General features: G+C 71.3%; 12 protein-coding genes. 3 read left to right on the top strand and 9 right to left on the bottom strand.

Going from position 1 to position 14,220, the window contains the following annotated elements; genetic code table 11:
• The first annotated feature begins 18 nt into the window (after positions 1-18).
• Both E0L36_RS22365 and E0L36_RS22360 read left to right on the top strand, forming a co-directional pair.
• Positions 19-2,124: an ABC transporter transmembrane domain-containing protein gene (locus tag E0L36_RS22365; RefSeq protein ID WP_180931105.1), complete on the top strand. Its 2,106-nt coding sequence runs from the start codon at positions 19-21 to the stop codon at positions 2,122-2,124.
• Between the two features lie 183 nt (positions 2,125-2,307).
• Positions 2,308-2,541, top strand: a complete 234-nt coding sequence (locus E0L36_RS22360; protein WP_180931104.1) for a hypothetical protein — start codon at positions 2,308-2,310, stop codon at positions 2,539-2,541.
• 282 nt (positions 2,542-2,823) lie between these two features.
• Here E0L36_RS22360 and E0L36_RS22355 read toward each other — a convergent pair whose 3' ends face one another.
• The 6 genes from E0L36_RS22355 to bldG form a co-directional block, all read right to left on the bottom strand.
• On the bottom strand, positions 2,824-3,171 hold the full coding sequence (locus E0L36_RS22355; RefSeq protein ID WP_180931103.1) for a VOC family protein: 348 nt from the start codon (positions 3,169-3,171) through the stop codon (positions 2,824-2,826).
• Between the two features lie 233 nt (positions 3,172-3,404).
• Complete coding sequence (locus E0L36_RS22350; protein WP_180931102.1) at positions 3,405-4,916, bottom strand: class I SAM-dependent methyltransferase; 1,512 nt, start codon at positions 4,914-4,916, stop codon at positions 3,405-3,407.
• A 76-nt stretch (positions 4,917-4,992) separates the two neighbouring features.
• Positions 4,993-5,613, bottom strand: a complete 621-nt coding sequence (locus E0L36_RS22345) for a small secreted protein (protein WP_180931101.1) — start codon at positions 5,611-5,613, stop codon at positions 4,993-4,995.
• Positions 5,614-5,844: 231 nt separating this feature from the next.
• Positions 5,845-8,259, bottom strand: coding sequence for a sodium-translocating pyrophosphatase (locus tag E0L36_RS22340; protein ID WP_180931100.1), 2,415 nt, complete (start codon positions 8,257-8,259; stop codon positions 5,845-5,847).
• A 1,080-nt stretch (positions 8,260-9,339) separates the two neighbouring features.
• Positions 9,340-9,825, bottom strand: a complete 486-nt coding sequence (locus E0L36_RS22335) for an ATP-binding protein (RefSeq protein WP_180931099.1) — start codon at positions 9,823-9,825, stop codon at positions 9,340-9,342.
• 103 nt (positions 9,826-9,928) lie between these two features.
• Complete coding sequence (bldG, locus tag E0L36_RS22330; RefSeq protein ID WP_019547857.1) at positions 9,929-10,270, bottom strand: anti-sigma factor antagonist BldG; 342 nt, start codon at positions 10,268-10,270, stop codon at positions 9,929-9,931.
• A 186-nt stretch (positions 10,271-10,456) separates the two neighbouring features.
• Between bldG and E0L36_RS22325 the strand changes: the two genes are divergently transcribed.
• Positions 10,457-12,931, top strand: a complete 2,475-nt coding sequence (locus E0L36_RS22325) for a DEAD/DEAH box helicase (RefSeq protein ID WP_180931098.1) — start codon at positions 10,457-10,459, stop codon at positions 12,929-12,931.
• Here the strand turns inward: E0L36_RS22325 and E0L36_RS28345 are convergent.
• From E0L36_RS28345 to E0L36_RS22310, 3 genes are all read right to left on the bottom strand, one after another.
• Positions 12,903-13,502: an Rv3654c family TadE-like protein gene (locus E0L36_RS28345; protein ID WP_180931097.1), complete on the bottom strand. Its 600-nt coding sequence runs from the start codon at positions 13,500-13,502 to the stop codon at positions 12,903-12,905. The two genes, E0L36_RS22325 and E0L36_RS28345, sit on opposite strands and share 29 nt — an antisense overlap.
• Complete coding sequence (locus tag E0L36_RS22315) at positions 13,432-13,803, bottom strand: TadE family type IV pilus minor pilin (RefSeq protein ID WP_180931096.1); 372 nt, start codon at positions 13,801-13,803, stop codon at positions 13,432-13,434. Before E0L36_RS22315 ends, E0L36_RS28345 begins: the two co-directional genes overlap by 71 nt.
• A 164-nt stretch (positions 13,804-13,967) precedes the next feature.
• Positions 13,968-14,156: a DUF4244 domain-containing protein gene (locus E0L36_RS22310; RefSeq protein ID WP_180931095.1), complete on the bottom strand. Its 189-nt coding sequence runs from the start codon at positions 14,154-14,156 to the stop codon at positions 13,968-13,970.
• Between the last annotated feature and the right edge of the window lie 64 nt (positions 14,157-14,220).

Raw genomic sequence — 14,220 nt, 5'->3', positions numbered from 1 at the left:
GAAGAGGGGGGAGCGGCGATGACTACCACGCCGACCACGCAGAACAACCAGGGATATCCCAGCCGGAACGACTCGGAGACGATCGTGGGGGTCGCCAAGCGCCACCGCGGTCTGCTGATCCTGGGTGTGGTGCTCGGGCTCGGGGGCGTCGTCGCCTCGCTGGCGCAGCCCTGGGCCATCGGCCAGATGATCACCGCGGCGTCCAAGGAGGAGTCGCTCAGCAAGCCGATCACGCAGCTGGTCGCGCTGTTCCTGGCGGGCGCCGCCCTCCAGTCGGTGCAGGCGTTCGTCATCGGCAAGGCCGGTGAGGACATCGTCTTCGACGTACGGCAGTTGCTGACCGGGCGGCTGCTCCGCTCGGACCTCGCCGCCTACCAGAAGCACTCGCAGGGTGACCTGCTCACCCGCGCGGTGACCGACACCTCGCTGGTGAAGATCGCGCTGTCCCAGGCGATGGCGCAGCTGGTCCTGAACTCGGCCACCGTCGTCGGCGGTATCGGCCTGATGTTCTACCTGGACTGGAAGATGATGCTGATCACCTGCGCGGTGCTCGGTACCGCCTGCCTGGTCTCGGTCGGCTTCGCCCGCAAGCTGCGCACCGCCTCGTACCAGAACCGCGAGGACACCGGCGAGTTCGGCGCCGACATGCAGCGGGTCCTGGGCGCGCTGCCGACCGTCAAGGCGTCCCGCGCCGAGAACCGCGAGATGTTCCGCATCGGCACGCTCGCCGAGCGGGCCCGTGCCTCCGGCGTCCGCGTCAACGCCTTCAACGCGCTGCTGACCCCGGCCGTGAACGTCGGTACCCAGGCGTCGCTCGCCGTCGTCGTCGGTGTCGGGATGACCCGGGTCGCGAACGGCACGATGGACATGGCCGATCTGACCGCCTTCATCATGTACCTGTTCCAGCTGGTGTCGCCGCTGGCGATGCTGTTCATGGCGATCGGTGAGTTCGTGCAGGGCCGCGCCGCGATGGAGCGCGTCGACGAGCTGACCAACCTCCCGCAGGAGGAGCAGGACGGCACCGGCGCCAAGCAGCCCGCGCTGGTCGGTTCGCTGGCCCAGGGCAAGGGCGCGGTCGAGTTCCACCAGGTGCGCTTCGGCTACGCGGCCGAGGTCGGCGAGAAGCAGGAGGCGCTCTCCGGGGTTTCCTTCCGGGTTCCGACCCGCGGTCTGACCGCCGTCGTCGGCCCCTCCGGGGCGGGCAAGTCCACCCTGTTCAACCTGATCGAGCGGCTGTACAAGCTGGACGGCGGCAGCATCCTGCTCGGCGGCCAGAACATCGAGGCCCTGCCGCTGGACACGGTCCGCGGTCTGGTCGGCTACGTCCAGCAGGACAGCGCCGCGATGCGCGGCACCATCCGCGAGAACCTGACCTACGCCAACCCGTACGCCGGTGAGGCCGACATCCTGGACGCGGTCGAGATGGCCGGGCTGCGGGACGTGGTAGCCGCGCTGCCGAACGGTCTGGACACCGAGCTGGGCGACAACGGCGCCGGGATGTCCGGCGGTCAGCGCCAGCGGCTCTGCATCGCCCGCACCCTGCTCCAGAAGCCCGCGGTGATGCTGCTCGACGAGGCCACCTCCAACCTGGACACCAAGACGGAGGAGGAGTTCCGCGAGGTCATCAAGCGGGTGTCGGAGCGCTGCGCGGTCGTCGCGATCGCCCACCGGATCTCCACCGTGGTGGACGCCGACAAGATCGTGGTCATGGAGGACGGCAAGGTCCGCGCGACCGGTGTCCACCAGGACCTGATGGAGCACGACGAGCTGTACGCCCGGCTGGCGGGCTCGCAGCTGCACAGCGAGTCGGGCCTGATCGGTGAGCCGGTCATCCCGATGCCCCGGCAGGACGAGTACTACGGCTACGCGCAGCCCAACCCCTACGCGCAGCCCACCGGTTACGCCCAGCCGAACCCGTACGCGCAGCAGCACAACCCGTACGCCCAGCCGCAGCCCGCCGGGTACGCCCCGCAGCCCGGCCAGTCGGCCACCGGCTCCTTCGGCCCCGCGCCGGTCCCGTTCGGGGAGTTCATCCCCCGCTCGGCGGCCGTGTCCGAGTCCACGGTGACCATCCGGGTCGGCCGGGACGGGCGCCAGGAGAGCCACGAGACCAGCTCGGTCTGAGCGGCTCGCGACCAACTCGGCCTGAGCGGTTGATGACGGGGCGGGGGACAGCTCGTGTCCCCCGCCCCGTCGCCATACCCCGGCCACTCCCCAGGATTTCCCCTCCGGTGATCGGCACCCCGCTCGCTGCCGGGCACCATTGATCCCTACACCCCGTCACGACAGCGGAATTGGACCGACCCCGTGAAGCTCGACATCGTCTCCCGCGACCCGGCCGCCGCCCCCGCGGCACTCACCGCCATCCGTCTGCTGGCCCTCCTCCCGGAGCGGTTCACCTGCCACACCGAGGTCGCCACGGACAGAGTGCGGCTGCGGGTGGAGACGAGCGAGAGCCTCCAGTCCGTCGGCGAGGCGGTTGCCGAGGCGGTACGGGACAAGGCGCTGCACGGCTGGCGACTGGCCGAAGTGGAACTCTGACCCGGCCCCCGGCCAAACCCGGACCGCAGCCCGGACCCGGCTCGCGGACCGGCCCCGAGAGAAGCACCAACGGCCCACGCGCGGCGTCCGGTTCGACGCCGTCCGTGGGCCGTCGCGCGTCCCCGGCCGCGAACGGTCAGCCCTCAGGGCGAGTTGGCCGACGGGGGACCGTGCGTTCCGGCCCGAGTGGTGGGGCACGCTGTTCAGACGGGGTGTCCGGCGAGGTAGGTCCTCGCCGGGCCGCGCACCGCCGCCGGGCCGTACCGGTGGAGCGCGCCGGGCTCAGCGGTGGCTGAGCACGTTGATCACGCGGCCGTTGGGGTCGCGGACGAAGAACCGCCGCACGCCCCACTCCTCGTCCCGCAGCGGGTGGACGATCTCCGCGCCGCTCTCCCGTACCGCCGCGTGGACCGCGTCCACGTCGTCGACCTCCACGCTCACGTCCGGGACGACCGGAGCGGTCTCGTCGTGCGTCAGAACGCTGATCTGCGCGGCCGGTTGGGACGGGGAGGCGAACGTCGCGATCCAGCCGAGGTTCATAACCTCCTCGAAGCCCAGCAGCCCGTAGAACGCGCGGCTCTCCTCCACGGCGGGCGAGTGGAAGGTGGGCATCACACGGCGAACGGCCATCATCGACTCCCTGGCACGGTTGCGTCGAACAGCGCTGGCGGACAACGGACCCGCACGGGCCGGCGCACCACCACACAGAACAGCTCCGTACTGAACCACACAGACCAGCACAGACCAGCACAGTACTCACGCGGACACAGCGGTACCGCGCGGGCGGCGGGGAACGTACACCGAGCCCCGGCCGCACCACCGTACCGTTATCGAACACGATTTCGCACGACCCGGGACGTCGCTCAGACCGGCAGCAGGAAGCCCTGCTCCACCAGGTGCCGGATGGTGCGCGGGGTGCGGTCCCGGAGCACCACCGGGTCCTCACCGAGCAGTTGGGCGATGGCGTCCAGAATCCGCCCCGCCGGCAGCGAGCCCTCACAGACCCCGGCGAACCCGGCGCCGACGGTGTCCACCGCGACCGCCCGGCGCAGCCCACGCTGCTGACGCAGCACCACGTGCTCCGGGTCCTCCGCTCCGGGCGGGCCCACCTGCTCCTGCACCACCCCGTCCGCGAGCGTGAAGTGCCGGTCCAGCAGCGCCGCGTCATCGGTGCGGCGCAGGAAGTCCTGCCGCTCGAAGTGCTCGCGGACCGCGTCGCCCAGCGGCTGCTCCACCGGGTGCGGCCACTCCTCCAGCCGGACGGAAGCGGCGGCGCCCCGGGCCGCGCCCGTCTTGCGCAGGGTGATCCAGCCGAAGCCCACCGCCCGGGTACCGCGGGAGGCGAACTCGTCCAGCCAGTCGTCGTACCGGGCCGCGTAGCGCGCCGGGTCGCCCCGGTGGTCCCCCGCGTCCCGCAGCCACAACTCGGCGTACTCGGTGACGTCCTGGACCTCGCGCTCCACGATCCACGCGTCGCAGCCCTCCGGCACCCAGGCGGCGACCCGCTCCCGCCAGTCCTGCCCGTCCCGGTGCTCCCAGTTGGCGAGCAGCTGGCAGTAGCCGCCGTCCGCGAGGTGGTCCGCCGACCGCTCGACGAGGTGGCGGCAGAGGTCGTCCCCGGCCAGCCCACCGTCGCGGTAGGTGAGCCGGGCGGCGGGTGAGATGACGAACGGCGGGTTGGAGACGATGAGGTCGAACGGCCCCTCGTGCGCGACCGGTTCGAACAGCGAGCCCTGCCGCAGCTCGGGTTCGGGCGCGCCGGAGAGCGCCAGGGTGAGTTGGGTGACACGCAGCGCGCGCGGGTTCACGTCGGTCGCCGTGACGGTGCGGGCGTGCTGGGCGGCGTGCAGCGCCTGGATTCCGCAACCGGCGCCCAGATCCAGGGCGTTGCCGACCGGTTCGCGCACGGTGAGCCCGGCGAGCGTGGTGGACGCCCCTCCGACACCGAGGACGACGTCCTCCCGGCCGTCGAGCGCCCCCTGGGCTCCGCCGACGGCGCAGCCGAGGTCCGAGACGATCCACCAGTCCTGGCCCTCGGGGCCGCCGTAGGGGCGGATGTCGACGGTGGCCCGCAACTCCCCGTCCACCGGGGCCAGCCAGCCGGATTCCACGCACTCCTCCATGGGGAGCGCCGCCGCCGCGCGTTTCGCGTCGACCGGCCTCCGCAGCAGGAACAGCCGGACGAGGGTGTCCAACGGGCCGTCACCATGGGTGGCGCGCAGCGCGGGGACCGTCTCGCCGCGGGCGAGCGCGGCGTACGCGGGACCGCCGAGCAGTTCCAGCAGTCCGTCAGCGGTGAAGCCGGCGGCGCGCAGGGACTCGCGGAGCCGGTCCACGGTACGGGGGGCGGGGTCGGGCAGGTCCTGGATACTCACGCCCCCATTGTCGCCCGCCCCGCCGCCGCCCCGCCCCTCCCGCGCGGGCGGCGGCCGGGGCGGGGTGCGGTGGCGGCTACGAACCGTCGGGGGCGTTCGTCGCCTTGCCGGGCTTCTTGCAGCCCTTCTGCTTGGCCATGGCCTCGCCGAGGTCGCCGGACTGGAGCTTGGAGAGCGCCTGGTCCCCGCTCTCGCCGAGCTGCTTCAGCTCGTTCGCCACGCCTTTGAGGCCGCGGCCGAACTCGCCCTGGTCCTCGGTGTCCAGCTTGTCCACCGTCCGCTTCAGCCCGGCGTACTTCCTGGACAGCGTCTTCAGCTCCGCGACCGCGTCCTTCTTCAGCGTGGCGCCGTCGTCGACCGGTGGGGCGCCCGCGTCGTCGACCGCCGTCGCGAGGGAGCCGTAAGCGCGGGAGATCTTGTGGAAGGCGGCCGAGTCGGTCTTCTTCACCTGCTCGGAGACCGCGCGGGCGGCCTTCTCCGAGTCGGACTTCGGCTTCTTGCGGGAGACCTCGTCGATCGAGACGTTGGCCTCCTGGATCTTCGTGACCTGGGGCTTGACCTTGTCACAGACCTTCTTGGCCCAGGCGTCCTTCTCCTTGTCGCTCTCTTCGCTGCACCCGGTCAGCGCGAGTACGAGTGCCGCGCTGCCAGACAGCGCGGCCGCGAGCTTCTTGTTCACCGGATCGGTCCCTTCCATGGCTATTCGGCCGGAACATACACGCCAAGAGGGCATCCACGGCGAGTCGGACGCCTCTTTCGCCCTCTGTTATAGCCATTCGCACCATAAGTACATGGCGAAGCCCACTGCGACCCGCCCGCGAGGACCGGGCCCGCGCACGGCGGGTGGCACGCACGACGGGCGGGCGGAGCGCCAACGCGCCTCGCCCGCCCGTGCGTTGGTCCGCCAGGACCTCCAGGCTGGATCCTGCTACACCGACCGGGACGCCGCGACCGGATCGGGGGACTCGGAGACCGGCTCCCCGTTACCTTCGTCACCCACCACGATCCCGCGCCGCTTCGACAGGTAGACCGAAGCGGCGATCACGGCCAGCGCGGCCGTCGCGATCAGTACCCGCGCGGCGGTGTTGGACTGGTCGCCGTAGCTGAACATCACGACGGCCGGTGCGATCAGCAACGCCACCAGGTTCATCACCTTCAGCAGCGGGTTGATCGCGGGACCGGCGGTGTCCTTGAACGGGTCACCGATGGTGTCGCCGATGACCGTCGCGGCGTGCGCCTCACTGCCCTTGCCGCCGTGGTGCCCGTCCTCCACCATCTTCTTCGCGTTGTCCCACGCGCCACCGGAGTTGGCGAGGAAGACGGCCATCAGGACGCCGGTGCAGATCGAACCGGCGAGGAACGAGGCGAGCGCGCCCACACCCAGCGTGAAGCCGACGAAGATCGGCGCCATCACGGCCAGCAGCCCCGGGGTGGTCAGCTCACGCAGCGCGTCCTTGGTGCAGATGTCGACCACCCGGCCGTACTCCGGCTGCTCGGTGCGGTCCATGATGCCCGGCCGCTCCCGGAACTGACGGCGCACCTCGAAGACCACGGCCCCGGCCGAGCGGGAGACGGCGTTGATCGCCAGCCCCGAGAAGAGGAAGACGACCGCCGCCCCGAGGATCAGGCCCACCAGGTTGTTCGGCAGGGTGATCGCCATGTTGAGGCCCATCTCGTCCGCCGCCGCGTTGTACTTCCGGACGGCCTCCGCGACCTCTCTGCTGTACGAGCCGAACAGCGCCGCCGCGGCCAGTACCGCCGTGGCGATGGCGATGCCCTTGGTGATCGCCTTGGTGGTGTTGCCCACCGCGTCGAGGTCGGTCAGCACCTGGGCGCCGTCGCCCTCGACGTCCCCGGACATCTCCGCGATGCCCTGCGCGTTGTCCGCCACCGGACCGAAGGTGTCCATCGCCACGATCACGCCGACGGTGGTCAGCAGTCCGGTACCGGCCAGCGCGACGGCGAACAGCGCGAGCGTCACCGAGGTACCGCCCAGCAGGAAGGCGCCGTAGACGCTGAGTCCGATCAGCGCGGCCGAGTAGACCGCCGACTCCAGACCGAGCGAGAACCCGGAGAGGACGACGGTGGCCGGGCCGGTGAGCGAGGTCTTGCCCACGTCCCGTACCGGGCGGCGGGTGGTCTCGGTGAAGTAGCCGGTCAGCTGCTGGATCAGCGCGGCCAGCAGGATGCCGATGCCGACCGCGACCAGCGCCAGCACCTGCGGGTTGCCGTCATGGCCCTGCACCGCCGCCGAGGCGCCGTCCAACTCCGCGTAGCTGGACGGGAGATAGGTGAACACCGCGACGACGACCAGCACGACCGAGATCGCGGCGGAGACGAAGAAGCCACGGTTGATCGCCGTCATTCCGCTTCGGTCCGAACGGCGGGGTGCCACCACGAAAATCCCGACCATCGCGGTGATCACACCGATCGCGGGAACCAGCAACGGGAAGCCGAGCCCGGCGTCCCCGAAGGCGACGGTGCCCAGAATGAGTGCCGCGACCAGTGTCACCGCGTACGACTCGAAGAGATCGGCCGCCATTCCCGCACAGTCGCCCACGTTGTCACCGACGTTGTCCGCGATGGTCGCGGCGTTCCGCGGGTCGTCCTCGGGAATGCCCTGCTCGACCTTTCCGACCAGATCAGCCCCGACGTCCGCCGCCTTGGTGAAGATGCCGCCGCCGACCCGCATGAACATCGCGATCAACGCGGCGCCGAGGCCGAACCCTTCCAGCACCTTGGGGGCGTCCGCGGCGTAGACCAGCACCACACAGGCGGCACCGAGAAGACCCAACCCGACGGTGAACATTCCGACGACGCCGCCCGTACGGAAAGCGATCTTCGTCGCCTGATGGGAGACGGCGGTGAGATCCTTTTTCCCGCCGTTCACATTTCCCGACTCGACCGGCGACTCACTCGCCGCTCGCGCCGCGGCGGCCACACGCACGTTACTGCGCACCGCCAGCCACATCCCGATATACCCGGTCGCCGCCGAGAACCCCGCGCCCACCAGGAAGAACAACGATCGGCCGATCCGTTGGTTCATATCGTCGGCAGGGAGCAGCATGAGCAGGAAGAAGACCACCACGGCGAATACGCCCAGGGTGCGCAACTGCCGTGCCAGATAGGCGTTCGCGCCCTCCTGCACGGCCGCCGCGATCTTCTTCATGTTCTCGGTGCCCTCGCCGACGGCGAGCACTTGACGTACCAGCATCACGGCGACGCCGAGTGCCGCCAGCGCCACCACGGCGATCACTATGACCAGGCCACGGTTGGCGTCCGTCAGCACGGCGGCCTCGGCGAGATGCTGGGAGCTGTGAAGTGGGCTGAGTTGCCCCGCCATTCGTCCTCCTTGACGTTTGGCACATGGGCGCGCGCAAGCACGCTCAGGCGTCCTGCTGCAAAGATGTGGCGGATTGTAGAGATCAGCAACCGATCAAAACAGTGTGCTCACGCGGCTATTCGCCGTCACCAGCGAAGATCAGCCTCACCCTGGGCCATGAATTCGCTCGTTCGACGGAATGGACACTTTCCGCTGACTGTCAAGAAAATGATCTATTTGGCGATCAAGAAAATACGTAGATTCGCTGGTGAGATCGCCCACAGGGGCGCAACTCCTTTACGGTGCGCGGGTGTTGCCAGGTTCCGCTTCCTCTTGTACGCCCGCGCGCGCCCGAGCTTCGGAGGCATCGGGGGCGGCTACGGAAGCGGCTGGAGAGAGACCCGTTTGAAGTGACCCGCGACAGGAAAGGCCACCCCCGCACCAGGAGCCCGGCGGACCACCACCGTTGCTCTCCCCGGCCAGCAGCCCGGCCATCCCATGGCCCGGACGCTCACGAACGACCGGGGAGCGGCTGGCGTTCCGGCCCGGACAAGCGACCGACGGCCCGGACGGCTTCCGAACTCCCCCGCCCCACACTCGTCTTGGCCCCCCCGATTGGACAATTCCGTTGGCCCCCCGCCGCGAAGGGCGCCCACCGGGACACCTCGCCTCGGATGTGCTCCCTGGGCACCGCCTCCCGGGCTCGCTGTCGCCAGGCACACCGCCGTCGACGGGCCGTCCCACCGGGGCGGGCCCCAACCCCTGTCACAGCACGGAAGGAGAACCGCCCGCGCTGAAGGGGGTACGTGGTACGGCAGCGCCCGGAGACGGAAGCGGGCCGCCGAACGTACGGGCCACCGAAGTGTTCACGGGCACACACGAGCGAGCCCCGGAAGCAGGAAGCGAACGCCCCGGAGGGGGAAGCGGGAACCGGCGAAGCCCGGAACGAAACGAGCGGAACGAAGGAGAGAGAGGGAAGGGGGCGGGAAGGACCGCACAACTCGACCGCGCGAAGCGGGAGTTACCCCTCACCTGTTCCGTGGGCGCGGACCGGCGGCACGGGCTCGGGGACGGCCCGGAGACGGTTCCGGCGGAGAGGGTTCAGGGGAGCAGTTCGGGGGCCGTCGGCCAGCTCATTCGAATGAGGCCACCGTGCTCGTCAGCGGTGACCTCCACGTCGTCCACCAGGCCACTGATCACCGCGAGGCCCATCTGGCCCTCGCCCTCGTCGCCCTCGGTGGGCTCCGACGCCCCGCCGTCCCGGGCGTCCGGCCGCGCCCCCAGGCCGGGGGCGATGCCCTGCGCGGTACTGCCCTGACCACCGGTGCCGGTGGCCGTGGGCACGCTGTCTCCCACCTCGATGGAGAACTTCTTCTCGTCCTCCGTCAACGCCACACGGACCGGCTCCTCGACCCCACCACTCACATGCAGGCCCACCGCGCGGGTACACGCCTCACCCACCGCCAACCGCACCTCGTCCAGCACGGCCTCGTCCACCCCGGCACGGCGCGCCACCGCCGCGGCTACCAGACGCGCTGTCCGCACGTGCTCCGGCAGCGCGCTGAAGCGGAGTTCCACGGTGGCCATGCCATCCCCCTCGGGTACTGCGGTGTGCCTGTGCGCGAGTGCCGGGCCCACGGGCCCGGCACCCCTGCTGCCAGTGTCCGGCCGCGACCTGGCGGCCGGGGCCTCAGTCGGTGGCCGCGACGGCCTCGTCAACCGACCCGTGGATCGGGAACACCTTCGTGAGGCCCGTGATACGGAAGATCTTCAGAATGCGCTCCTGGTTGCACACCAGCCGCAGTGAGCCCTCGTGGGCACGCACCCGCTTGAGTCCGCCGACGAGCACGCCGAGCCCGGTGGAGTCGAGGAAGTCAACCCCCTCCATGTCCACGACGAGGTGGTAACTGCCGTCGTTCACCAACTCCACCAGCTGCTCCCGCAGCTTGGGCGCGGTGTATACATCAATCTCGCCACCGACCTCGACGATTGTGCGATCGCCGACAGTACGAGTCGACAGGGACAGGTCCACGGATCCTCCAGCACCTTGCTATCGAGCGGTCCGCCCCTGGCGTCTCCCACCGAGGCCCCGGCCCGGTCGGGCCCGGGCGCCGCACGGGACGGATCGGCAGCCGCAGGGGCATTCAATCACTTACCAGCAGGCGAGTACGACGCCTTGCAGGCATTGTCCGTCACGCCGGTGACACACTCGGTGCCAATGGCCAGAGAACAGCACCCACGGTCCGCGAGCGTAGACGGAGACGAGCCGCCAGGCACACCCGCGCCCGCCGATTCCCGTCGCGCGGAGATCCGACCCGATCCCGCCGCGGTGCTCGACCGGCTCACCACCGGCGCCGACCGCGCGGACCGCCGCACCCATACGGAGCACTTGCCCCCTCGGGCGGGCCGCCATGCGGATTGGCCTGATCCAATCCGCCCAGAGGTGGTCGAAGCCATCCAGACGACGGGCGTGACGCGCCCCTGGGAGCACCAGGCACGCACGATCGAGCACGCGGTGCGCGGCGAGTCCGTGATCATCGCCACCGGCACGGCGTCCGGAAAGTCCCTCGCGTACCTGACGCCGGTGCTCAGCACCCTGCTCGACGGCTCCGAGGCGCCCAACGGGCGGGGAACGACCGCTCTCTACCTCACCCCCACCAAGGCCCTCGCAGCCGACCAGCGCCGTGCCGTACGGGAACTGGCCGCCCCGCTGGGCGACTCCGTCCGCGCCGCCGTCTACGACGGCGACACACCACCCGAGGAACGCGACTGGACCCGGCGCTTCGCCAACTACGTCCTCACCAACCCGGACATGCTCCACCGCGCGCTGTTGCCACAGCACCAGCGCTGGTCCTCCTTCCTGCGCTCCCTGCGCTACGTCGTCATCGACGAATGCCACACCTACCGGGGCGTGTTCGGCTCACACGTCGCCCAGGTCCTCAGACGGCTCCGGCGGATCTGCGCCCGCTACGGCGCCGACCCCGTCTTCCTCCTCGCCTCCGCCACCGCTGCCGAGCCCGGCGAGACCGCCCAGCGGCTCACCGGGCTGCCGACCGCCGAGATCACCGAGGACACCTCGCCACGCGGCGAACTCGTCTTCGCGCTCTGGGAGCCTCCCCTCACCGAGACCACCGGGGAACGCGGTGCCCCGGTACGGCGCAGCGCCACCGCCGAAGCCGCGGAGCTGCTGACCGACCTCGCGCTGCGCGAGGTACGCACGGTGGCCTTCGTCCGCTCCCGACGCGGCGCCGAACTCATCTCCCTCATCGCGCAGGACCGGATGACCGCCGCCCACCGGTCGTCCGCTCCCCGCGCGACCGAGCCCACCGGGGACGCGACGGCCCACGGCGGGCCGCGCGTCGCGGCCTACCGGGGCGGCTACCTGCCCGAGGAGCGCCGGGCTCTCGAACGGCAGCTGCACACCGGTGAGTTGCTGGGTCTCGCGGCGACCAACGCGCTCGAACTGGGCGTGGACGTGTCCGGGCTGGACGCCGTCCTCATCACCGGCTACCCGGGCACGCTCGCCTCCCTGTGGCAGCAGGCGGGACGGGCGGGACGGGTCTCCGCCGGGACCCCGCACGGTCAGGGCGCGCTGGCGATCCTCATCGCCCGCGACGACCCGCTGGACACCTACCTCGTGCACCACCCCGAATCCATCTTCGAACGGCCCGTCGAGGCGACCGTCTTCGATCCGTACAACCCCTACGTCCTCGCCCCGCACCTCTGCGCGGCGGCGGCGGAACTACCGCTGACCGACGGCGACGTCGCCCTGTTCGGCTCCGAGACCACCGGCCTGATACGCCGCCTGGAAGAGCGGAAGCTGCTCCGGCGCCGCGGCGGTGCCTGGTACTGGACCCGCAGGGAACGCGCGGCCGACCTGACCGACATCCGGGGCGGCGGTGGCACCCCCGTCCAGGTCGTCGAGGCGGACACCGGGCGGTTGCTGGGCACCGTCGACGCGGCGGCGGCGCACGCCACCGTCCACGAGGGTGCCGTCCACCTCCACCAGGGACGCACCTATGTGGTGCGCCACCTCGACCTTGACGACAACGCGGCGCTCGTCGAGGAGGCCAACCCGCCCTGGACGACCATGGCGCGGGACACCACCGCCCTCTCGGTGCTGGAGACGGAGGCCGAGACCCCCTGGGGCGGAGCCCGGCTCTGCTTCGGCTCCGTCGAGGTCACCCACCAGGTCGTCTCCTATCTGCGCCGCCGCCTCGTCACCGGGCAGGTGATGGGCGAGACGAAGCTCGACCTGCCGCCCCGCACGCTGCGCACCCGCGCCGTGTGGTGGACCATGAGCGAGGACCAACTCGACGCCGCCGGTGTGGGGGAGGACATCCTTCCGGGAGCCCTGCACGCCGCTGAGCACGCCGCCATCGGGATGCTGCCGCTCTTCGCCACCTGCGACCGCTGGGACATCGGCGGCGTCTCCATCTCCCTCCATCCGGACACCCTCCTTCCGACCGTGTTCGTCTACGACGGCCACGCGGGCGGAGCGGGCTTCGCCGAGCGCGCCTTCCACCGGGCCCAGGACTGGCTCACCGCCACCCGCGACGCCATCGCCGCCTGCGAGTGCGAGGCCGGTTGCCCCTCCTGCGTCCAGTCCCCCAAGTGCGGGAACGGCAACGAGCCGCTGCACAAGCGGGGCGCCCTCCGCCTTCTCACCGAACTGCTCCGGCACGCCGACTGACCGGCGCCGCCCGCCGTCCAGCACCGGCCTCGGGCGGGCCCGCGCCGGACGCGCAGGGCGGGGCCCGAGCGCCGCCGCGACCGGTCGACTGTCCGGTCTCCCACGCGGCACGCCCCGACGACAGGCCCGGTCCCGGTACCTCGCCGCTCCGGAACGGGCCCGAGGCGCCGGTGCGCGCCCCGGAGACAGTTGGCCCGGCGCGGGCACGGACGCGGGACTCGTACGGCCCCCAGCGCGCCGCTGCCACCAACTCGACGATCTCCCCACGGACTTCGCAACGGACCACCCGCGCGCCCTGGGCCCGCGCGACACGGTGTGCCCAGGCACACGCCCCGGCCTTGCCTTCGGGAGCGTGTCCAGCGGCGGCGAGCGCCGCCATATCCGCCCCGGCGGCCGCCCGGTGACGTGCGGCGACCGCCTCGCTCAGCCCGAGCACCACGACGAACACCGCGCAGAGCGCCGCCCCACACCAGGCCGCCCAGACGGTGGCCGAGCCCTGTTCACCGCCCCAGCGTCTCCAACTCCGGTGGTTCGTCACGCTGTCGCCCACCACTGACCCCACCACCCTCATCCCACGCCACCGCCTCCGCCCGCAGACCCACCGACAGCACGCCGGGCCCGGCCGCGTTCGCCCGCACCCGGACGCGCACCAACTCGCCTTCCCTGCGGACCTCGGCCCGCGTACCCCGGGGGCCCGTCGCACGGGCCGCCTCCCGCACCACCGCGGGAGGTTCACCGCGCGCCGCCGCCCGCGCCGCGGCCCGCGCCGCGTCGGCGCACCGCACCTGGGCGACCGCCGCCAGCACACCCCACAGGAGCAGAGCGGCGAGCAGCACCAGCGCCGGGATGACCACAGCGCTCTCCGCCGTCACCGAACCGCGCTCCCCCAACCGCCTCCCGCCAGGGGCGCGCCCAACACGTCGCCGTATCCCGCGAATCCGTCTCGCGCCGCCATCGGCGGCCCGGGGCGGCGGCACCGGACGTGGCCCGCGCGCTCCGACCGTCTCGGCGGCCAGACGATCGGCGAATCGCCCCCTCACAGGCCGGAGTTCAGTGCTCGTTCGATGAGCTGCCGCACCGCTCCGCTCACCGCGTCGCTTGTGACGATCTTGTACAGCACCGCGGCGAAGCCGCACGCGGCCATCGTGCCGACGGCGTACTCGGCCGTGCTCATGCCCACCTCCCTCGTCCGCCGCCGAAGGATCCGCACACACCGCTTCCTCATGCCAACTCCCCATCCACCAGCCATGTCCGACCCCGTACGCACCCGTTCCGGCACGCACGGACCT

Origin of the sequence: Streptomyces sp. AJS327 (genome assembly GCF_013450295.1) — a bacterium.
In the GTDB taxonomy this organism is placed as follows: domain Bacteria; phylum Actinomycetota; class Actinomycetes; order Streptomycetales; family Streptomycetaceae; genus Streptomyces.
The sequence above is the reverse complement of the archived record's forward strand: the minus strand, read 5'-3'. Positions and strand labels throughout refer to the sequence as shown.